Genomic DNA, 19,846 nt, shown 5'->3' with positions numbered 1-19,846 from the left:
GGCGCTGTCGCGTTCCCGACCGGCGGCCGGACCCCCGCAACCCGCCCCCTCCTGACGCCGTCTTCCCTGCAAGAGGCGGGAACGGCCGGGGGAGCGTGGTCGGGAGATGAGGGACGCAACAAGCTTCGACGAGTTCTACCGGAGCACCTCGCGGCGGATGCTCCGCTACGGCTACGCCGTGGTGGGCGACCACACCGAGGCGCAGGACCTCGTGCAGGAGGCGTACGCCCGGGCCTGGCGGCAGTGGGGCCGGCTGACGGCCCACCCGGCGCCGGAGGCCTGGCTGCGGCTCGTGGTCGCGCGGCTGGCCACCGACCGGTGGCGCCGGCTGCACGGCTGGCGCGCGATGCTGAGCCGTACGGGGCCGCCGGAGCCGGTGCCGCCGCCGGGCGAGGAGGGCGTGCTGCTGGTGGGCGCGCTGCGCCAACTGCCGGCCGCCCAGCGGCAGGCGCTCGCCCTGCACTACCTCTTCGACATGTCGGTGCAGGACATCGCCCGGGAGACGCAGGTGCCCACCGGCACCGTGAAGTCCTGGTTGGCGCGCGGGCGGGCCCGGCTGGCCACGCTGCTGCCCGACCTGTCCGTCGAGGATCTGGAGGCGAACGATGTCGCGTGAACTGTCCGATCTCTACCGGTCGCTCGCCGAGGACGCCGACGGCCGCACCCTGGCCGCCCCCGAGCAGGTGCGGCGACGCGCCGACCGGCGGGCCAGGGCCCGGATCACCGGTGCCGCGCTCGCGACGGCACTGCTGGTCGGTGGGCTGGCGACCGGCACCCGGCTGGTGCTGGCCGGGGACGCCACCCCCCTCCCGCCGCCTGCCGGCACCCCGGCGCCGTCGGCGACCGCCCCGGCGCCCACCCCGTCCCCGTCCTCGGCGGCGACGGGCACGCCGACCGGCACGCCGTCGGTGACGGGCACGCCCCCGACGAGGGGCACGCCCACGACGACGGCGGGGAGCACCGGCGCCGCGCCGCCGCGTACGCCCACCTCGGTCCCGGACCGGGCCTTCTTCGTCCAGGCGGCCGCGAACCGGACGGGCATCGACCCGGTCTTCCGTGACACCGCGGCGCTGCCGGGGCTCTGCGACGCCCGGTACGGCAGCGACGCCGGGATCGTGCAGCGCCGCACCCGGAACCTCGCCTACAAGCTGCCGCAGACCCCGCAGGGGTACGTCCCCGACGGCAGCTACGCGCACAGCGTCACCGTCTACCGCCCGGGCCGGGCGAACGGCTTCCTCCGCGAGCTGCGGGCGGCGGTGCGGGCCTGCCCCGAGCAGCCGGGCGTGAGCGGCGGCAACCCGTCGACGTCCCGGGTGCGGCTGCTGGCCGATGGCGGATTCGGCGACGACTCGGTGCTGTTCGAGATCCGGACGCCGGGTCGGGACGTCGAGGGCGAGCCGACGGGCGGCGAGGAGGTCCGGCTGATCCGGGCGATCCGGGTAGGGGACGTGGTGACCGTGCTCTGGGAGCAGGGCTGGGAGGGCACCTCCGCCGAGCGGTCCCAGGTCGACGCCGACAGCCGGCGGGCGGTCGACGCGATCGAGGACTGGCTGGGTTGAGTCGTACGGCGGTCCGGGCTGCGGCGCGCGGCCCGGACCGCCCCGCTCGGGGGTGGTTTTGCGGCGGCCGGGGGTGGTGCGATACGGTATACGAGCCGACGCGGGGTGGAGCAGCTCGGTAGCTCGCTGGGCTCATAACCCAGAGGTCGCAGGTTCAAATCCTGTCCCCGCTACCACGTCGGAACGGCCCCGAGGGAATCCTCGGGGCCGTTCCGCGTTCTCGGGCAGGAACCGGGCTCCGGCCGTGCCTCCGGCGGCGGACGCGCCCCGCAATTCCCAGCCGATCCCAGCCAGTCCCGGGCCTCGGGTCAGGCGTCCCCGGCTGCCTCGGTGGGCGGCCCGGGAGGGAATCCGGGTGGGATCGGGGGCCCGCTGATCATCGGGGCGGGGGATGCGATAGAGTAAACGAGCCGACGCGGGGTGGAGCAGCTCGGTAGCTCGCTGGGCTCATAACCCAGAGGTCGCAGGTTCAAATCCTGTCCCCGCTACTCTCGCAAAAGACCCCGGAGAGAGATCTCCGGGGTCTTTCGGCGTTTCCGGGGTCTTTTCGGTGCCTCCGGACCCGACCGCGCCGGTCCGGATCCTGCGGGCGGGTCCCCGCCGACCAGCGTGCCAGGGTTGCGGTTGTCGGCGAGGATGTCAGCATGTCTTCCTTCGGTAAGTGGTGGGGCCGGCTCAGCACGGTCCTCGGTGCCGTCGTGCTGTCGGTGTTCGTGCCCGTCGCGGCCTGGGCGTCCAGCGGCACGGGTGAGCTGGTGGTGGAGGCCGCGCGGCGCCGCCGCAGTGGCGGCGGCTTCGGCTTCCTCGGCCTGCTCTGCTGCCTCGCCGTGGTCGCCGTGATCGTCTTCCTGGTCCTGCGGATGATGCGCAACCGGCGCGGCGGCCCGCCGCGCTGAGCCGGACGGGTCGGCGCCTGCCGGACGGCCGCTATCCGGCCAGGGCGGCTTCCGCCCTGGCCATGAAGCGCGACGTCGCCGCCCGGCTGCCGGCCGCCCCGCTGCGGATGCTCTCGGCGGCCTCCAGCAGCAGCGCGCGCACCCGGGGATGGCCCTGCGGTGGCGGGCTGGGCGCCGGCCCCAACCGGTCGTCCAGTGCGGTGCCGAACGCCGCCGCGCGCTTCTGCGCCGGGTCGGTGATGCTGCCCTCGACGTAGCGGCGGACGGCGAGGCTGGGGCTGAGCCCGCGTTCGTGACCGAGCACCGCGCCCGCCTCGCCGTTGCCGGTCAGGAAGTTGATCACGTTCGCCACCACGGCGGGATGCCGCGTGCCGCGGAAGCCCGCCCAGAACATCGACGCCCGCGCCCACTGCGCCTCGGGCGGGCCGGGCAGGGCGGCCAGGCCGAGCTCGGCGCCGGTGAGCCGCTGGAGCTCCGGAAGCTGGTGCGACCAGGCGAAGGAGGCGGCCGCGGCGCCGGTGACCACCAGCTGCCGGGCCGGTTCGCCGCTGTCGGCCTGCTCGACCAGGGCGGCGCTCGGGGTGGCCCGGTCGGATCGGGCGCGCCGCCACAGCTCGAACCACTCGACCAGCGCGTCGGCGTCGAAGCCGAGCTGCCGCCCCCGGTAGAGCTCACCGCCCTGGCCGCGCAGCCAGTGCCAGAACGCGCGGTAGTCGCCGGAGGCGTCCATCGTGCCGGCCACCCGGCCCTCGCTGGCCAGGGTGACCCGCCGCGCCCAGGCGACGTACTCCGGCCAGGTCATCCCGCCGTCCGGCTCGGGCACGCCCAGCCGGCGCAGCAACGTGCGGTTGTGGACCAGCGCGGCGGCGGTCTGCCCCGCCGCGACGCCCACCGTCCGCCCGTCGACCTGCCCGTAGCGGACCAGGCCCGGCGGCAGGCTCCGCAGGTCCAGCCGGTGGTCGGCGACGTAGCCGGTGAGGTCCAGGACGATCTCGCGGCGGGCGTACTCGGCGAGCATGCTGTCGTCGACCTGGATCAGGTCGGGCACGTTGCCGCCCGCGGCCTGGGTGGCCAGCCGGTCGTAGTAGCCGTCGACGCCCTGCCAGGTGATCCGGAAGCCGACGTGGGGGTTGCGGTCCGTGTAGAGCCGCAGCACCTGCTCGGTGAGCGCGGCCCGCTTCGCCCCGCCGTACCAGAAGACCGACAGCTCGACCGGGCCGCTCTCCGCCGGGGCCGCCTGCTCCTCGCTGCACCCGGTGAGCCCGCCGGTGGCGAGCACCGGCGCCCCCAGCAGCGCGGCGAGCACCCGCCGCCGGCCCGGGTCCGCCCCGTGACGGGGCAGCGGGGAGCGGGGAGCGGGCACGGAGTCTCCTGGTGGACCGGGTGGGTAGGGCGGCCGGATCATTCACGCAGGCGGCGCGGGAGGGTGTCAACGTCCGTCCGGCCACACCGCCGCACCCGCGGTCGTCGGCATCGATGCCGTCCGCCACCGCCGGAGTCCGTACGCAGGTCGCGTGGTGTACTAGGCCGCGTGGAACTTCTGCACTCAGGCAAGGTACGGGATGTCTACGCCGACGGCGACGACCTGATCCTGGTCGCCTCCGACCGCATCTCGATCTACGACGTGGTGCTGCCGACGCCGATCCCCGACAAGGGCAAGTTGCTCACCGCGCTGTCCCTGTGGTGGTTCGAGCAGCTCTCCGACCTGGTGCCGAACCACGTCATCTCCGCCACCGACGTGCCGGCCGAGTTCGCCGGCCGGGCGATCCGCTGCCGGCGGCTGGAGATGGTGCCCGTGGAGTGCGTCGCCCGGGGCTACCTGACCGGCGGCGGCCTCAAGGAGTACCAGCGCACGGGCGCGGTCTCCGGCGTGGAGCTGCCGCGCGGCCTGGTCGAGGCGTCCATCCTGCCCGAGCCGATCTTCACCCCGTCGACCAAGGCGCCGGTGGGGGAGCACGACGAGCCGATCACCTTTGCCGAGGTGGTGGACAAGGTCGGCGCCGAGACCGCCGAGCGGCTGCGCCGGATCACCATCGACCTCTACCGTCGGGGCGCCGAGTTGGCCGCCGACCGGGGCATCCTGGTCGCCGACACCAAGATCGAGCTGGGCTGGGCGCCGGACGGCACCCTGACGGTCGGCGACGAGGTGCTCACCTCCGACTCGTCCCGGTTCTGGCCGGCCGAGTCGTACCAGCCGGGCCGGGCGCAGTTCTCCTACGACAAGCAGTACGTCCGGGACTGGGCGGTGGAGAGCGGCTGGGACAAGCAGGCCCCGGCGCCCGAGGTGCCGGCCGAGGTGGTCGAGGCGACCCGGGCCCGCTACGTCGACGTCTACGAGAAGCTCACCGGCAACCGCTGGGGCTGATTTCCCGACCGGTGCAGCACCTCGGCCACCCCACGGACTTTCCTGGGGCGGAGGTGCCATGCAGCCGACGTTCGAGGAGTTCGTGACCGCCCGCGGGGGAGCCCTGCTGCGGTTCGCGCTGATGCTCACCGGGGACCGGCACCAGGCCGAGGACCTGGTGCAGTCGGTGCTGGCCAAGGCGTACGTGCGGTGGGCGCGGGTGGCCGGGATGAGCCGGCCCGAGGCGTACCTCAAGCAGGTCCTGGTCAACGAGAACCTGCGCTGGTGGCGGAGGCTCTCCTCGCGCGAGTTGCCGGTGGCCGCCCCCGCTGACGGGGCGGCCGGCCCGGACGACGCCGGCAGCCACGCGGCGCGCGACGCCGCCTGGGCGCTGCTGCGCCGGCTGCCGCGCCGCCAGCGGGCGGTGCTGGTGCTGCGCTACTACGAGGACCTCTCCGACACCCAGATCGCCGAGGTCCTCGGCTGCGCCCCGGCCACCGTGCGGTCGCAGGCTGCCCGGGCCCTCGCCACGCTCCGGGCCACGGTGCCCACGATCGATCGGGAGGCGCTGCCATGAGCCGGTACGACGTCGAGACGCTGCTCCGGGACACCTTCCTCAGCCACGAGGCCGAGGCCGACGGGGGCGCGCGGGACCTGACCGGGGCGGTGCGGGCGCGGGTGGCCCGGCGGCGTCGCCGGGCCCGGGCGGCCGGGGCCGGGGCGGCGGCCGTGGCGGTGCTCGTCACCGCGGGGGTGGTGCCGGCGCTGACCGGCGACCGCCCGGCCCGGCCCCCGGCGGTCGACCTGGCGGCCGAGGACCGGGCGGCGACCGCCGACTGGCGCTGGGAGAGCTCCCTCGGCGCGGAGATCCGGGTGCCGGCGCACTGGACGGTCAACGACTCCGGCTGCGGGATGACCGACGCGCCGAGCGTGGTGCGGGGTGTCGGCCCGCAGCCCAGCTGCTTCACCCCGGAGCCGGCCCACAAGGAGCTCGCGGAAATCGGCGAGCGGCCGGGCGGCGGCCCGCTGACCGAACTGCCCGCCAGGGAGCCGAGCGGGCGGCCGAGCGCCGGCGCGCTGCCCGAGCGGGCCGTCGAGGTGAGCGGGGTGCCCGCCGTCCGTGCCGAGGGGCGGCTGCCCGACGGCCGCTACGCCGGCACCGTCACCGTCTCCGCCCGGCAGGTCGCGGTGACCGTGCGGACCCGGGACGAGGCCACCACCCGGCGGATCCTGGACAGCCTCCGGCTGGTGGAGACCGACCACGCCGGCTGCCCCACCCGCCGCCCGTTTGTCGCCTCGGCCCCGCCGCCGGAGCAGGACAGGTCCGGCGCCCCGGTGCCCGAGGTGGCCATGCTCCCGGGCCGCACCCCCTTCGTCCCGGCCGATCCGTCCTCGATCGCCATCTGCGCCTACGGGGAGGAGAGGGACGGGGTGCACGGTGACCGGCTCCGGACGTCGGCCCGGCTGACCGGCTCCGACGCGGCCGCCCTCGCGAGCGCGCTCAACAGGGCACGGCCCGGCGGCAACCCCGACCTCGCCGGAAACGACTGCCGGCCCGACCCGGCCCGCTACGACGCCCTGCTCCTCGTGCGCGGCCCGGACGGCGAGACGCCGGTCCGGGTCACCTACAGCGGCTGTTCCGAGCTGGGGTTGGACAACGGGGTGCGCCGGGCGGCCGTCACCATGACGCTCCTCGCGCAGATGATGCGGCCACTGAAGACCGGCTACAGCATGCGGGCGAAATTTCCCGACTAGTCCACCCAGTCGAGGGTGCGCTCGACGGCCTTGCGCCAGTTGCGCAGCTCGCGCTCGCGGTGGGCCGGGTCCATGGTCGACTCCCACTGCGCGTCGGAGCGCCACTTGGCGCGCAGCGTCGCCAGGTCCGGCCAGAAGCCGACTGCCAGGCCGGCCGCGTACGCGGCGCCGAGGCAGGTGGTCTCGGTGATCCGGGAGCGGACCACCGGCACGTCGAGCACGTCGGCGAGGAACTGCATGAGCAGCCCGTTGGCGGTCATGCCGCCGTCGACCCGGAGCCGGCGCAGGGCCACGTCGGAGTCGGCGTTCATCGCGTCGACCACCTCGCGGGTCTGCCAGGCCGACGCCTCCAGCACCGCCCGGGCCAGGTGCCCCTTGGTGATGTAGCCGGTCAGCCCGGCGATCACGCCCCGCGCGTCGCTGCGCCAGTGCGGGGCGAACAGCCCGGAGAAGGCCGGTACGACGTAGCAGCCGCCGTTGTCGTCGACGGTGCCCGCCAACGCCTCCACCTCGGGGGCGGTGGAGATCAGCCCGAGGTTGTCCCGCAGCCACTGCACCAGCGAGCCGGTGACCGCGATGGCCCCCTCCAGCGCGTACGCGGCGGGCTGGCCGTCGATGCGGTAGGCGACCGTGGTGAGCAGGCCGTGGGCGGAGGGGACCGGGCTGGCGCCGGTGTTGAGCAGCAGGAAGCTGCCGGTGCCGTAGGTGCACTTCGCCTCGCCCGGCTGGAAACAGGTCTGCCCGAACAGGGCGGCCTGCTGGTCGCCGAGCGCGCTGGCCACCGGCACCCCGGCCAGCACCCCGGTCGCCTCCCCGTAGACCTCGGCGGAGCTGCGGATCTCCGGCAGCACGGCGGCCGGCACGCCCATCGCGTCGAGCAGCTCCGGGTCCCAGTCGAGGGTGGTCAGGTCCATCAGCATGGTGCGGCTGGCGTTGGTCACGTCGGTCACGTGCCGGCCGGTCAGCTTCCAGACCAGCCAGCTGTCCATCGTGCCGAACAGCACCTCGCCGGCCTCGGCGCGCTCGCGCAGCCCGTCGACGTGGTCCAGCAGCCAGCGCAGCTTCGGCCCGGCGAAGTAGGTGGCCAGCGGCAGGCCGGTGCGGGAGCGGAACCACTCCTCGCCGTACGCCTGCGCCAGCTCGCGCAGCAGCGGCCCGGTGCGGGTGTCCTGCCAGACGATCGCGTTGGCCACCGGCCGCCCGGTGGCCCGGTCCCAGACGAGGGTGGTCTCCCGCTGGTTGGTGATGCCCACGGCGGCGAGCCCGGCGGCGTCGGTCCCGGCGGCCCGCAACGCCTCCCGGACCACCAGTTCCACGTTGTCCCAGATCTCCTCGGCGTCGTGCTCCACCCAGCCGGGCCGGGGGAAGATCTGCCGGTGCTCCCGCTGCGCCACGGAGACGATCTCCCCGGCCTGGTCGAAGACGATGCACCGCGAGGAGGTGGTGCCCTGGTCGATGGCGGCGACGTGCTGGGGGGTCACGGCAGCACCGTACCCGGACCGGCCGCGCTCCGCCGACCGGCGCGGCCCCGATCGGGGCCCGGTCCGGGTGCCGTCCGTACGATGTGCGGACGTGCGTGACATCGCCGTTTTCAGTGGTACCGCCCATCCCGACCTCGCCGCCGAGATCTGTGCCCACCTCGGTGTGCCCCTGCACCCGGTGCGGGTGTCCCGGTTCGCCAACGACTGCCTGGAAGTGCAGTTGCAGGCCAACTGCCGGGAGCGCGACGTCTTCCTGATCCAGCCCCTGGTCCCGCCCGTGCAGGAGAACCTGGTCGAGCTGCTGCTCATGATCGACGCGGCCCGGGGCGCCTCCGCCGGCCGGATCACCGTGGTGCTGCCGCACTACGCGTACGCCCGGTCGGACAAGAAGGACGCGCCGCGCATCTCCATCGGCGGGCGGCTCGTGGCCGACCTGCTCACCTCGGCGGGGGCGGACCGGGTGCTGGCGATGACCCTGCACTCGCCCCAGGTGCACGGCTTCTTCAGCGTGCCGGTCGACCACCTGCACGCGCTGCGCGAGCTGGCCGCCCACTTCACCCGTTACGACCTGGGCAACACGGTGGTGGTCTCGCCGGACCTGGGCAACGCCAAGGAGGCCGCGGCGTTCGCCCGCCGGCTCGGCACGCCGGTGGCGGCCGGGGCGAAGCAGCGGTTCAGCGACGACCGGGTCAAGATCAGCGCGGTGATCGGCGACGTGGCCGACCGGGACGTGATCGTGCTGGACGACGAGATCGCCAAGGGCAGCACGGTGGTCGAGCTGATGGAGCACCTGCGCGAGCGGAAGGTCCGCTCGATCCGGCTGGCCTGCACGCACGGCCTCTTCTCCAGCGGCGCGCTCCAGCGGCTCAGCGAGCAGCAGGGCGTGCTGGAGATCGTCTGCACCAACACCGTGCCGATCCCGGCCGACAAGCGGGTGCCGAAGCTGGCGGTCCTCTCGGTGGCTCCGGCGCTCGCCGAGGCGATGCGCCGCATCCACAACGGCGAGTCCGTCAGCGCCCTCTTCTCCTGACCCACCCCACCCCTCCCCCCTTCCACCCTCCCCACTCCCGCGATCTTGCACTTGTGGCCCCGGCGAATCGGGTACGCCGCCCATTTCGAGGGCCGAAAGTGCAAGATCGTCGGGCCGGGGGAGGGAGGGGAGGGGGTTAGTCGCGGCGGTGGCGGCCGATGTGTTCGGGGGTGCCGACGGCGGCGCTGATCCGTACGGTCGTGCCGGCGGCGCCGGTCTCGACCTCCATGCTGTCGCTCAACTCCCGGGCCAACCAGAGGCCCCACCCGCCGGCGGTGTCGGGTGCGGGGCGGGCCCGGTCGCCGAGCCGCTGCTTGCTGATCCCCCCACCGTGGTCGGAGACCTCGCAGACGAGCAGCCCCGACTGCCGCCACAGTCGCAGCCAGCCCCGGCCCCCGCCGTGCCGGACCGCGTTCGTGATCAGCTCGTTGACCGCCAGCACGAAGTCGTCCAGGCGCTGGCCGGCCAGCCCGGCGGTGTGCGCGCAGGAAGTGACCGAGTGTCGCAACTCGGTCACCTGGGCCTGGTCGAAGGCTTCGGCGATCAGGAGAGAAGGTTCGATGGGCACAACCGTACGCGGTGCCGGGGATTCTGCACTCGTCATGGCCCCGTCCCGACAGCGGATCACAGAACTTGTTGCGGAATTCCCACCGTACGCCAGCGCTTCCCGGCGTGCATCCGCCAGCCCGTCGGCCGCCGGGCGGGCTGTGGCATCGTGACGACCGTGCCGACGCCGCCCGGTGGTTTCGAGGTCCCGCTCTGGCGGGCCATCGCCGTGTTCCGGGTGGCCTCCCTGGCGTACGTCTGGGTGCTGACGCTCCGGCACTTCGACCGGTACGCCCACCCCCTGGCGGCCGTCGGCGTGGTCCTGCTGATGGCGGCCTGGACCGGGGTGACCGCCGTCGGCTACGCCCGCCCGGCCCGGCGGGGCTGGCCGCTGCTCGCCGCGGACCTCGCGGTCGTCCTCGGCATCCTGCTGGTCAGCCCGTGGGTGGTCGGGCGTGCGGCGCTCGCCGCCGGGGTGCCGACCCTGGCGGTGGCCTGGCTGGCCGGCCCGGTGCTCGCCTGGGCCGTCTCCGGCGGGCGGCGCCGGGGCACCGTGGCCGCCCTGGCGGTCGGCGCGGCGGACCTCGTCACCCGCGAGCGGATCGGCGAGTCCTCGCTCACCGGGGTGATCCTGCTGCTGCTCGCCGGGGTCGTGGTCGGGCACGTCGCCCGGCTGGCGGTGACCGCCGAGGAGCGGCTGCACCGGGCGGTGGAGCTGGAGGCGGCGACCCGGGAGCGGGAGCGGCTGGCCCGGGACATCCACGACGGCGTCCTCCAGGTGCTCGCCCTGGTGCAGCGGCGCGGCGCCCACCTGGACGGCGAGGCCGGCGAGCTGGCCCGGCTCGCGGGGGAACAGGAGGCCGCGCTGCGCGCCCTGATCGCCGGCACCGCGCCGGCCGGCGCGGACACCGACGGCGGGTCGGTGGACCTGCGGGCGCTGGTCGGCCGGTACGCCTCGGCGGCGGTCTCGCTGTCCGCGCCGGCCACCCCGGTGACGCTGCCCGGTCCGGTGGCCCACGAGCTGGCCGCCGCGACCGCCGCCGCGCTGGACAACGTCGCCCGGCACGCGGACGGGCGGGCCTGGGTGCTGATCGAGGACGAGGGGGCGACGGTGACGGTCTCCGTCCGCGACGAGGGGCCGGGGTTCCCGGACGGCCGCCTGGCCGAGGCCGCCGCCGAGGGGCGGCTCGGCGTCGCACGCTCCATCCGGGGCCGCCTCGCCGACCTCGGCGGCACGGTGCGGATCACCTCCGCGCCCGGTGCCGGTACCGAGGTGGAACTGACCGTCCGGAGGGAGGAGCGACGGTGAGCGCGAGGAACGAGCCGGATCCGCGAGCCCCGCAGTCGCGAGCGGCGGTGCGCGCGAGGAGTGAGCCGGGTCCGCGAGCCCCGGGGTCGCGAACGAAGATGGGCCCATGACGGGTGTGCGCGTGATGGTGGTCGACGACCACCCGATGTGGCGGGAAGGGGTGGCCCGGGACCTCACCGAGGCCGGCCACGTCGTCGTCGCCACCAGCGGCGAGGGCCGGCAGGCCGTCCGGGTGGCCGCCGCCGCCCGGCCCGACGTGGTGGTCCTCGACCTGCAACTGCCGGACGTCTCCGGGGTGGAGGTGATCCGCGGGCTGCGCGCCGCGCTGCCGGAGGTGCGAGTGCTGATGCTGTCGGCCAGCGGCGAGCAGCAGAGCGTGCTGGACGCGGTGAAGGCGGGCGCCACCGGCTACCTGGTGAAGTCGGCCGCCCCGGCCGAGTTCCTGGACGCCGTGCGCCGGACGGCGGCGGGGGAGCCGGTCTTCACGCCCGGGCTGGCCGGCCTGGTCCTCGGCGAGTACCGCCGGCTGGCCGCCGCCCCGGCCGGGGCCGCCCCGACGGCGGGCCGGGACCCGGCGCCCCGGCTCACCGACCGGGAGACCGAGGTGCTGCGCCTGGTGGCCAAGGGGATGTCCTACAAGCAGATCGCCGACCGGCTCGGGCTGTCGCACCGTACGGTGCAGAACCACGTGCAGAACACGCTGGGCAAGCTCCAGCTGCACAACCGGGTCGAGCTGACCCGGTACGCGATCGAGCGGGGCCTGGACGACTGAGGGCTGCCGGACCGCTCCGACAGCCCTCCGGCCGCCTCAGACCGAGTGCGGCGGGCGCGTCTCGTGGATGGCCAACTCCTCGGCGCTCGCCCCGCCGCCGGCCGAGCCGGCGTCGTACGCGACCGAGTCGGTCTCCTGGTCGGTGTGCGCCCCCTCGTCCGGTTCGACGAGCCGGCCGACCTGGGCGTCGGCGGTGGTGCCGAGCTTGCCGTGGTCGTAGAGGGAGACCGGCGAGTCCGGGTCGGAGGTGGGCCCCGGGTCGATCACGTCCGCGTCGAGCTGGGCCTGCGCCGCGGCCTCCTCGCTGTCGGCCTCGGCGGCGATGTCCGGGTCGACGGGGCCGGCCAGCGGGTCGTCGGCCGGGCGTTCGCGCTGCTCCCGGTCGAGCTTGTAGTCCAGCGACTCGCCGTCGAGCTGCTCCTCGGCGGTGGTCCCGTACCGGTCCACCGCCACCGGCGTCCGGTCGGCGGGTAGCTGCGCCGGCTCCGGTCCGTCCGCCTCGCGCCCGGTCAGGACGTCGTCGTTGGCGGTCGAGTCGTCGTCGGCGGTGTCGGGCAGGCCCTCCGCCTCGGGGTCGGACACGGGGGTCGGGTACTGGTCGTCGCGCATGGCTGACCACTACCCACTGCCCTCCCGGCGTAACCGGTGCCGGGCGTGGCCATCCGGGCGGAAGCGTCGCCTTCCGGGACGGACGGGGAGGATCGGGGCGGCCGTCAGCCGCCGAGGCCGGCCTCGTCCGCGGCGTACAGGACGCACCAGACGACCTTGCCGTCCGGCACCCGGCTGCTGCCCCAGCGGCGGGCGACGGTGTCGATCAGCAGCAGGCCGCGCCCGCCGACGGTGTCCACCGGTGCCGGCCCGGCGAAGGTCGGCTGCCGCGACGAGTGGTCGCGCACGGCGAGGTGCAGGGTGTCGTCCCGGGGCGCCAGCCGCACCGTCATCGCGGTGTGCGCGTGGGCGACCACGTTGCCGACCAGCTCGGTGACCGCGATGCACCCCGGCTCGGCCAGCTCGTCCAGCCCCCAGCGGCGGCAGCCCTCGGTGACGAGGTGCCGGGCCTCCCGGGCGGCTTCCACGGCGGGTGGGAAGTCGGCGTTGACCACCGCGGCCATCGGCGCGGCGGCCAGCCCGGCCGTCGCCCCCTCCAGGGTCGGCCAGGCCGGCGCGCCGTCGACGGTGCCGGTCGGGTCGCAGAGGAGCAGATCGGCGGCGGGCCAGTCGAGGACCTCCCGGCGCACCTCCGCGAAGACGCCCCGGGCGGCCGGATCGGGCATCTCCAGGCCGGTCAGGTCGGCCACCACCGGGCCGGGCCGGGCGCAGAGCCGGGCGAGCAGCCCGGCGCGCACCGTGCCGACCTCAAGCCGGTCGAGGACGCCGGTCAGCCGGACCAGCCCGGACGACTCGTCCGTCTCCACCCGGCAGCGCACGTCGGTCGGCATGATCGTTCCATTGTGCCCTCCCGGGCCGGGCCCCGCACCGCTCCGCTCGGCCCGGCGCATCAGCGGTCCGTCCGCGCTCGGCGGGCCATCGCCGCCACCGTCCCGACGGCCGTTCCCGCCGCCGCCAGCCCGAAGGCGGCGGTCATCCGCACCAGGTGCCGTCGCCGGCCGTGCCAGCCGCCGTCGCGCCGCGCCGCCGCGTCGGTCTGGAAGACGTTGCCGGTGCTGTCGAGCCGCGGGGCCGGTCCGAACTGGGTCCGGTGGGCGTACCAGCCGAGCGCCCGTTCGGCCAGCGCCGGGGCGACCCGCCACTGCAGGCCGATCAGCCGGGCGGCCCCACCGGCGTACGCCTCGCGCCGCGGCCGGCGCAGCATCCGGACGATCGTCTCCGCCACCACCTCCGGCGGGTAGACCGGGGGCGGCGGCACCAGTTCCCGCCCGCTGTGGTTGGCGGCGTGCCGGAAGAACGGGGTGTCGATGGTGGCCGGCAGCACCGTGCAGATCGAGATGTTGCCCCGCCCCGTGACCCGCAGCTCCTGGCGGACCGTGTCGGCCAGGCCGCGGATGCCGTGCTTCGTGGCGTTGTACGCCGACTGGTAGGGCATCGCCACCTCGGCCAGCACCGAGGCGTTGTTGACCAGCACCCCGCCCCCCGCCGCGCCGAGGTGGGGCAGGGCGGCCCGGGTGCCGTACGCGGCGCCGAGCAGGTTCACCTCCAGCACCCGACGGAACTCCTCCACCGGGATCTCGTCGAAGAGCCCGACCGCGCTGACCGCGGCGTTGTTGACCCACCCGTCGATCCGGCCGAACTCGGCCACCGCGCGGGCGGCGAGCCGCTCGACGGCCGCCGGGTCGGTCACGTCGGTCGGCACGACCAGCGCCCGCCCGCCCAGCTCCCGGCACCGCTGCGCGACCTGCCGGAGGGCCGGCTCGCTGCGGGCGGCCAGCACGACGGCGGTGCCGCATCGGGCAAGGGCGTACGCCGTGGCCGTCCCGATCCCGCTGGAGGCGCCGGTGAGCACCACGGTGGCGTCGGCGAGGCTGCGGGTGAGAGGCATTCCTGGGCGGTACCCCGGTTGGCAGGGGTCATGCGGCCGGTTGTGGGTCGGATGACGGTCGGTGGGTGACGCGTGACCCGGCCGCGACGCTTGCCGTCGCGCAAGCACCCGCCGGGCTCTTCCCGATCTGCCAGGTTTCGGCTCCCGGGGGTCTGGTTAATGGGACCCTCTGACCGAGGACCACCGCCCGAGAAGATCGCATGGAGGTGACCCATGCGCGTCGGCCTCGTCTGCGCGCACGCCGGCCCGCCCAGGCGTGCCGACGCTCCGACCGTCGGCACCCACCAGCACATCGCGAGGGTCGCCGCCGAACTGGCCGCGCGGGGCCACGACGTCCGGGTGTACGAACGGCGCGACGACCCGGGCCTGCCGGACACGGCGACGGTCGACGGCTACCGGGTGGAGCGGGTGCCCGTCGGCCCGGCCGCCCCGATTCCCACCGCCGAGCTGGTCCCCCACGTGGCCGAGTTCGGCACCTGGCTGGCGGACCGGTGGGCCGGCGACTGGCAGCCGGAGGTGGTGCACGGGCACTACTGGATCGGTGGGCTGGCCGCGGCGCACGCGGTGCGCGAGACCGACACCCCGGTGGTGCAGACCTTCCACTCCCTCGGTGTCGAGCAGATGCGCCACCTCGGCCGCGAGTACGACGGCCCGGGGGAGCGGATCCCGCTGGAGCGGGCGCTGACCCGGGCGGTGGACGTCGCGGTGGCCCAGTGCAACGACGAGGTCGACGAGCTGACCCGGATGGGGCTGCAACGCGCCTCCGTGGCGATGGTGCCGGCCGGCGTCGACACCGAGCAGTTCCACCCCGACGGCGAGGCCGCGCCCCGCGACCAGCGGGCCCGGATCCTCTCCGTCGGACTGTCGGCCGGGCACGGCCAGGAGGACCTGATCCGGGCCATGCGGCTCGTCGGCGACGCCGAGCTGGTGATCGCCGGCGGCCCGCCCGCCGAGCAGCTCGCCGGCCACGCCGAGGCCCGCCGCCTGCGCGAGCTGGCCGAGCGGAACGGGGTGGCCGACCAGGTGACGCTGGTGGGCGCGGTGCCGCACGAGCAGATGGCCACCTGGTACCGCTCGGCCGACGTGGTCGCCTGCACCCCGCACTACTCGTCCGCCGGGCGGGTGTCGCTGGAGGCGATGGCCTGCGGCGTGCCGGTGGTCGGCTACGCCATGGGCGGGATCGCCGACGCGGTGGTCGACGAGGTCACCGGGCGGCTGGTGCCGCCGGGCGACGTGCGCGTCCTCGGCGTGACCCTGCGCCGGCTGCTCTCCGACAACGCCGGACGGTTCGCGTACGGGCACGCCGCCGTCGACCGGGTGCGGTGCAGTTACACCTGGGAGCGGACGGCGGGCGCGCTGGAGCGGCTCTACGAGCGGGTGGTGCGCCGCCGCAAGCCGGTCGAGGCGGCCTGAGGGAGCACCCCGCCGGCCCCGTGCCTCAGAGCGGGCGGCCGACGCCGACCACGGCCCGGTCCCGTGCCCCGGCCACCGCGTGGTGGTGCTGGGGTTCGGCGTACCGGGTGAGGCCGATGACCGCGGCGAGGGTGACCAGGAACCCGGCCGCGGCGAGCCACTCCCGGCCGGGCCAGATCTTGTCGTTGAGCAGCAGCAGGCCGACGATCGCGGCGGGCACCGCCCCGGCGGCGTCCATCGCCGCCACGGCGGCCGTGGTCGAGCCGCGCTGCATGGCCAGGCCGAGCAGGAGCTGGCCGACGATCGAGTGCGCGATCAGCAGGTAGAGCAGCGGGTCCCGGACGAGCGCCTCCGCCGTGGAGGCCGAGGCCAGCGGCCGGGCGGCCACCGCGGCGGCGGAGAACGCCAGCCCGGCCAGCGAGCCGAGCGCCACCGAGCCCGGCGCCCCGTGCAGGCGTACGGCGAAGAAGCCGAGCACCGCGATCACGCCGAGCACCACCGCCAGGGCGATCATGCCGGCGGTGCCGAGCGGCTTGGACGGCGCGGGCCGGGCGGAGAGCACCAGCGCGGAGATCCCGGCGAAGAGCAGCACCAGCAAGGCCACCTCGGCCGCCGGCAACCGCCACTTCAGCACCAGCACGCCGAGCAGGGCGGTGACCCCGAGCCCGGCCGCGACGCTGGACTGCACCAGGAAGAGCGGCAGGTCCCGCCGGGCCAGGAAGGCCAGCACGAACCCGGCCACCTGGCAGACCAGCCCGACCAGGTAGGTGCGGTGCCCGGCCAGCCGCAGCAGCAGCCCCGGGTCGAAGGTGTGGTGGACGGTGGTGCGGGCGGCCGCGACCGACTGGAGCAGGTTGGCGACGCCGTACGCGACGATCATCGCCGCGAGGAAGCACCACCCGGAGGAGACCACCTGGCGAGGATAGAGGTTGCCGGAGGTCAGTGCTCGGCTGGCCGACCCAGCCGGGCGAGGATGTCGGCGTGCAGCGGGCCGTTGCTGGCCACCGCGCTGCACTCGGTGCCGGCGTCGCCCGAGGGCGCGGGCCGACCGGCCAGGTCGGTGAACGTCCCGCCCGCCTCGGTGACGATCGGCACCAGCGCGGCGACGTCCCACAGCGACAGCTCCGGCTCCACCATCACGTCCAGCGCGCCCTCGGCGAGCAGCATGTAGCCGTAGAAGTCGCCGTACGCCCGGCTGCGCCAGGTGTCCCGCATGAGCTGGAGCATCGCGTCCAGCCGGCCGGCGGACTCCCATCCGGTCAGGGACGAGTAGCAGAAGCTCGCGTCCGCCAGGTCCCGGACGCCGGAGACCCGGATGGGTGCGCCGCCGGCGGCGTCCGGCCCCGCGTACGCGCCCTCGCCGAGTGCCGCCCACCAGCGACGGCCGAGGGCCGGCGCGGAGACCAGGCCGGCGACCGGGCGGTCCCCCTCCAGCAGCGCGATCAGGGTCGCCCAGACGGGCACGCCGCGGATGAAGTTCTTCGTGCCGTCGATCGGGTCGACCACCCAGCGCCGGCCGTCCGGGCCGCTGGCCGGCTGTTCGCCGTACTCCTCGCCGAGCAGGCCGTCGGCCGGCCGGTGCGCGGCCAGCAGCGCCCGGATCTCCCGCTCCACGGCGGTGTCCGCGTCGGAGACGGGGGTCAGGTCGGGCTTCGCGTCGACCCGCAGGTCGAGCGCCCGGAACCGGGCCGTGGAGACGGCGTCGGCGGCGTCGGCGAGCAGGTGGGCGAGGGCGAGGTCGTCGGCGTACCCGGTCACGTGCCCCAACCTACCGACGGCCCCGGCGTCACGCCCCGGCGGGCGGGTCGCCCTCGCCCGCGCGGGAGGCGAGCAGCCGGCGGTACGAGGCCAGCCGGCGCGGGTCCGCCTTGCCGGCGGCCACCCAGGCGTCGAGCCCGCAGTCGGGAGCCTCGGGGGTGTGCGGGCAGTTGGCGGGGCAGTCGACCGTGCCCTCCACCAGGTCGGGGAAGCCGTGCAGCAGGCTGTCGGCGGAGACGTGTGCCAGCCCGAAGCTGCGTACCCCCGGAGTGTCGATGATCCAGCCGGCGGCGGCTCCGGGTCGCGGCGCGGCGGCGGACGCGCCGAGCTGGAGTTGCCGTCGGTCGTCGTCGCGGTCGGGCAGCGGGGGCAGCCGCAGCGCCACCGCGCTCGTGGAGGTGTGCCGGCCCCGGCCGATCGCGCTGACCGTGCCGACCGCCCGCGCGGCGTCCGGCACCAGCCGGTTGACCAGCGTCGACTTGCCCACCCCGGAGTGCCCCACCATGACGGAGACCCGGCCGGCGAGCAGGCTGCGCAGGGCGTCGAGGTCGGAGTCCGGCCGGATCAGCACGTACGGCAGCTCCAGTTCGGCGTAGTAGCCGAGCACCCCCTCGGGGCCGGCCAGGTCTGCCTTGGTCAGGCAGAGCAGCGGCTCGATGTCGGCGTCGTACGCGGCCACCAGGCAGCGGTCGATGAACCCGGTGCGTGGCGGCGGGTCGGCCAGCGCGCTGACGATCACCAACTGGTCGGCGTTGGCGACGACCACCCGCTCCAGCCGCCCCTCGGCGGTGGTCGCGTCGTCCTCTGCGGTGCGCCGCAGCACCGACGTCCGCTCGGCGATCCGGACGATCCGGGCCAGCGCCCCGGCCGCGCCGGAGGTGTCCCCGACCAGGCCGACCCGGTCGCCGACCACCACCGACTTGCGGCCCAACTCCCGGGCCCGCATGGCGGTGACCGTGGGCGCGTCCAGCCCCCCGTCGGGCGGCACGCACGTGTAGCGGCCCCGGTCGACGGCGATCACGAAGCCGTCGACGGCGTCCGCGTGCCGGGGCCGGGTGCGCGTACGTGGGCGCGACGACTTCCCGGGTCGTACCCGGACGTCGTCCTCGTCGTACTCCCGCCGTCTGGTCGCCAGGACCGCCCCCCGTCGTGTCAGCTCTTGCCGGTCACCATCGCCGACCATAGTGCCGGGAACTCGGGCATGGTCTTCGAGGTACACGCCACGTCGCTCAGCTCGATGCCCGGCACGGCCAGGCCGGCCACCGCCGCCGCGTGCGCCATCCGGTGGTCGTGGTAGGTCTCGAACACCCCGCCGCGCAGCGGCCGGGGCCGGATCTCCAGCCCGTCCGGGGACTCCGTGATGTCCGCGCCGAGCGCGGCGAACTCCCGCGCCAGCGCGGTCAGCCGGTCGGTCTCGTGGCCCCGGATGTGACCGACGCCCGTGAACCGGGACGGCGAGTCGGCGAGCATGGCCAGCGCGGTCAGCGCGGGCGTCAGCTCGCTGACGTCGGAGAGGTCGGCGTCGAGGCCGTGCACCGTGCCGGTGCCCCGGACGGTCAGCCCGGTGGTGGAGAGGGTCACCTCGCCGCCCATCCGGTGCAGCAGTGAGCGGAGCTGCTCCACCGGCTGCGCGCTGCTGCGCGGCCAGCCCTGGAGGGTCACCTCGCCGCCGGTGACCAGGGCCGCGGCGAAGAACGGCACCGCGCCCGACAGGTCCGGCTCGATCTCCCAGCCGCGTCCGGCCAGCGGGCCCGGCTCGACGACCCAGACGTCGGGGGTGCTGTCGTCGACGGCCGCGCCGGCGGCCCGGAGCATCTGCACCGTCATCCGCAGGTGCGGCGCGGAGGGCACCGGGGGACCCACGTGCCGGACCACCACGCCCCGGTCGAAGCGCGGGGCGGCCAGCAGCAGCCCGGAGACGAGCTGGCTGGAGGCCGAGGCGTCGATCACCACCTCGCCGCCGGCCACCCGCCCGCCGCCGAGCACGGTCAGCGGCAGGCTGCCGGTGGCGGGGGCGTCCACGCGTACGCCGAGGGAGCGCAGCGCGCCGATCAGCGGGCCGAGCGGCCGGGTGCGGGCCTGCGGGTCGCCGTCGAAGGTGATCCGCCCGTCGGCCAGGCCGGCCACGGGCGGGACGAAGCGCATCACCGTGCCGGCCAGGCCGACGTCGACGTGCGCGGGGCCGACCAGCGGGTGCGGCCGGACCAGCCAGCGCTCGTCGTCGCTGATCGACATGTGCGCGCCCAGCGCGCGCAGCCCGGCGGCCATCAGCTCGGTGTCCCGGGCGCGCAGCGGCCCGGCCAGCGTCGAGGGACCGCTGGCCAGCGCGCTCAGCACCAGGGCGCGGGCGGTCATCGACTTGGAGCCGGGCAGGCGCAGCGTGGCCGTGACCGGGTCGGAGGCGGTCGGAGCGGTCCACGGCTGCGGCGGCCGGGTCGCGGTCAGGTTCCCCACGGTTACATTCTGCCGTGTCTGCCGGGGATGAC

Annotated in this window: 19 protein-coding genes, 2 tRNA genes and 1 pseudogene; 12 read left to right on the top strand and 10 right to left on the bottom strand. The window is 75.5% G+C overall.

Annotation, left to right across the window (positions count from 1 at the left end):
- Nucleotides 1-106: 106 nt before the first annotated feature.
- From AB0G14_RS16930 to AB0G14_RS16910, 5 genes are all read left to right on the top strand, one after another.
- Entirely contained in the window at nt 107-616 is a 510-nt protein-coding gene (locus AB0G14_RS16930) for a SigE family RNA polymerase sigma factor (protein ID WP_357698202.1), read from the top strand.
- Complete coding sequence (locus tag AB0G14_RS16925) at nt 606-1,559, top strand: hypothetical protein (protein ID WP_357698200.1); 954 nt, start codon at nt 606-608, stop codon at nt 1,557-1,559. Before AB0G14_RS16930 ends, AB0G14_RS16925 begins: the two co-directional genes overlap by 11 nt.
- Nucleotides 1,560-1,658: 99 nt before the next feature.
- Nucleotides 1,659-1,735: transfer RNA gene (locus tag AB0G14_RS16920), tRNA-Met, on the top strand.
- Between the two features lie 238 nt (nt 1,736-1,973).
- Nucleotides 1,974-2,047 (top strand) — tRNA-Met (locus AB0G14_RS16915).
- Between the two features lie 156 nt (nt 2,048-2,203).
- The gene (locus AB0G14_RS16910; RefSeq protein ID WP_357698198.1) at nt 2,204-2,455 is read left to right on the top strand and encodes a hypothetical protein; all 252 of its coding nucleotides are present in this window, start codon (nt 2,204-2,206) and stop codon (nt 2,453-2,455) included.
- 31 nt (nt 2,456-2,486) lie between these two features.
- Here the strand turns inward: AB0G14_RS16910 and AB0G14_RS16905 are convergent, their stop codons facing one another.
- Nucleotides 2,487-3,818, bottom strand: coding sequence for an extracellular solute-binding protein (locus tag AB0G14_RS16905; RefSeq protein ID WP_357698196.1), 1,332 nt, complete (start codon nt 3,816-3,818; stop codon nt 2,487-2,489).
- 168 nt (nt 3,819-3,986) lie between these two features.
- Between AB0G14_RS16905 and AB0G14_RS16900 the strand changes: the two genes are divergently transcribed.
- Genes AB0G14_RS16900 through AB0G14_RS16890 form a run of 3 tightly spaced genes read left to right on the top strand, consistent with a single transcriptional unit; the run spans nt 3,987 to nt 6,554 of the window.
- Nucleotides 3,987-4,820: a phosphoribosylaminoimidazolesuccinocarboxamide synthase gene (locus tag AB0G14_RS16900; protein ID WP_357698194.1), complete on the top strand. Its 834-nt coding sequence runs from the start codon at nt 3,987-3,989 to the stop codon at nt 4,818-4,820.
- 58 nt (nt 4,821-4,878) lie between these two features.
- Nucleotides 4,879-5,376 (top strand): SigE family RNA polymerase sigma factor, encoded by a 498-nt coding sequence (locus tag AB0G14_RS16895; protein ID WP_350703809.1) that lies wholly within the window; start codon nt 4,879-4,881, stop codon nt 5,374-5,376.
- Nucleotides 5,373-6,554: a hypothetical protein gene (locus AB0G14_RS16890; protein ID WP_357698191.1), complete on the top strand. Its 1,182-nt coding sequence runs from the start codon at nt 5,373-5,375 to the stop codon at nt 6,552-6,554. Before AB0G14_RS16895 ends, AB0G14_RS16890 begins: the two co-directional genes overlap by 4 nt.
- Here the strand turns inward: AB0G14_RS16890 and glpK are convergent.
- On the bottom strand, nt 6,551-8,035 hold the full coding sequence (glpK, locus tag AB0G14_RS16885) for a glycerol kinase GlpK (protein WP_357698189.1): 1,485 nt from the start codon (nt 8,033-8,035) through the stop codon (nt 6,551-6,553). The genes AB0G14_RS16890 and glpK overlap by 4 nt on opposite strands.
- Before the next feature lie 91 nt (nt 8,036-8,126).
- Here glpK and AB0G14_RS16880 point away from each other — a divergent pair, with 91 nt between their 5' ends.
- Complete coding sequence (locus AB0G14_RS16880; RefSeq protein ID WP_357698187.1) at nt 8,127-9,065, top strand: ribose-phosphate pyrophosphokinase; 939 nt, start codon at nt 8,127-8,129, stop codon at nt 9,063-9,065.
- A gap of 136 nt (nt 9,066-9,201) precedes the next feature.
- Here AB0G14_RS16880 and AB0G14_RS16875 read toward each other — a convergent pair whose 3' ends face one another.
- Nucleotides 9,202-9,669 (bottom strand): ATP-binding protein, encoded by a 468-nt coding sequence (locus AB0G14_RS16875; RefSeq protein WP_357698185.1) that lies wholly within the window; start codon nt 9,667-9,669, stop codon nt 9,202-9,204.
- A 120-nt stretch (nt 9,670-9,789) separates the two neighbouring features.
- Between AB0G14_RS16875 and AB0G14_RS16870 the strand changes: the two genes are divergently transcribed.
- Both AB0G14_RS16870 and AB0G14_RS16865 read left to right on the top strand, forming a co-directional pair.
- Nucleotides 9,790-10,920 carry a DUF5931 domain-containing protein gene (locus tag AB0G14_RS16870; RefSeq protein WP_357698232.1) on the top strand — a complete coding sequence of 377 codons (1,131 nt, stop codon included), beginning with the start codon at nt 9,790-9,792 and terminating at the stop codon, nt 10,918-10,920.
- Nucleotides 10,921-11,026: 106 nt separating this feature from the next.
- Nucleotides 11,027-11,692, top strand: coding sequence for a response regulator transcription factor (locus tag AB0G14_RS16865; protein ID WP_350703797.1), 666 nt, complete (start codon nt 11,027-11,029; stop codon nt 11,690-11,692).
- 36 nt (nt 11,693-11,728) lie between these two features.
- On the opposite strand, the gene AB0G14_RS16860 is transcribed toward AB0G14_RS16865, so the two are convergent.
- From AB0G14_RS16860 to AB0G14_RS16850, 3 genes are all read right to left on the bottom strand, one after another.
- The gene (locus tag AB0G14_RS16860; protein ID WP_357462381.1) at nt 11,729-12,301 is read right to left on the bottom strand and encodes a DUF5709 domain-containing protein; all 573 of its coding nucleotides are present in this window, start codon (nt 12,299-12,301) and stop codon (nt 11,729-11,731) included.
- Nucleotides 12,302-12,405: 104 nt separating this feature from the next.
- Nucleotides 12,406-13,131 carry an ATP-binding protein gene (locus tag AB0G14_RS16855; protein ID WP_357698182.1) on the bottom strand — a complete coding sequence of 242 codons (726 nt, stop codon included), beginning with the start codon at nt 13,129-13,131 and terminating at the stop codon, nt 12,406-12,408.
- Nucleotides 13,132-13,190: 59 nt separating this feature from the next.
- Nucleotides 13,191-14,189, bottom strand: a complete 999-nt coding sequence (locus AB0G14_RS16850; protein WP_357698180.1) for an SDR family oxidoreductase — start codon at nt 14,187-14,189, stop codon at nt 13,191-13,193.
- A 213-nt stretch (nt 14,190-14,402) separates the two neighbouring features.
- Between AB0G14_RS16850 and AB0G14_RS16845 the strand changes: the two genes are divergently transcribed.
- Nucleotides 14,403-15,602 (top strand): glycosyltransferase, encoded by a 1,200-nt coding sequence (locus tag AB0G14_RS16845; RefSeq protein ID WP_357698178.1) that lies wholly within the window; start codon nt 14,403-14,405, stop codon nt 15,600-15,602.
- Here AB0G14_RS16845 and AB0G14_RS16840 read toward each other — a convergent pair.
- The 4 genes and pseudogenes from AB0G14_RS16840 to aroA all read right to left on the bottom strand — a co-directional run bounded on the left by AB0G14_RS16840 (nt 15,557) and on the right by aroA (nt 19,814).
- Nucleotides 15,557-16,482, bottom strand: a pseudogene (locus AB0G14_RS16840) (hypothetical protein). The gene AB0G14_RS16845 and the pseudogene AB0G14_RS16840 overlap by 46 nt on opposite strands.
- Before the next feature lie 59 nt (nt 16,483-16,541).
- Nucleotides 16,542-17,360 carry a histidinol-phosphatase gene (gene hisN, locus AB0G14_RS16835; protein ID WP_357698176.1) on the bottom strand — a complete coding sequence of 273 codons (819 nt, stop codon included), beginning with the start codon at nt 17,358-17,360 and terminating at the stop codon, nt 16,542-16,544.
- Nucleotides 17,361-17,388: 28 nt separating this feature from the next.
- Entirely contained in the window at nt 17,389-18,543 is a 1,155-nt protein-coding gene (locus tag AB0G14_RS16830) for a ribosome small subunit-dependent GTPase A (RefSeq protein ID WP_357698174.1), read from the bottom strand.
- Nucleotides 18,513-19,814, bottom strand: a complete 1,302-nt coding sequence (aroA, locus tag AB0G14_RS16825) for a 3-phosphoshikimate 1-carboxyvinyltransferase (protein WP_357698172.1) — start codon at nt 19,812-19,814, stop codon at nt 18,513-18,515. The genes AB0G14_RS16830 and aroA overlap by 31 nt, the downstream gene beginning before the upstream one ends.
- Nucleotides 19,815-19,846: the final 32 nt, after the last annotated feature.

Source organism: Micromonospora sp. NPDC023814 (genome assembly GCF_040639595.1).
Taxonomy (GTDB): Bacteria; Actinomycetota; Actinomycetes; order Mycobacteriales; family Micromonosporaceae; genus Micromonospora.
This window is presented reverse-complemented; position numbering and strand designations above follow the sequence as displayed.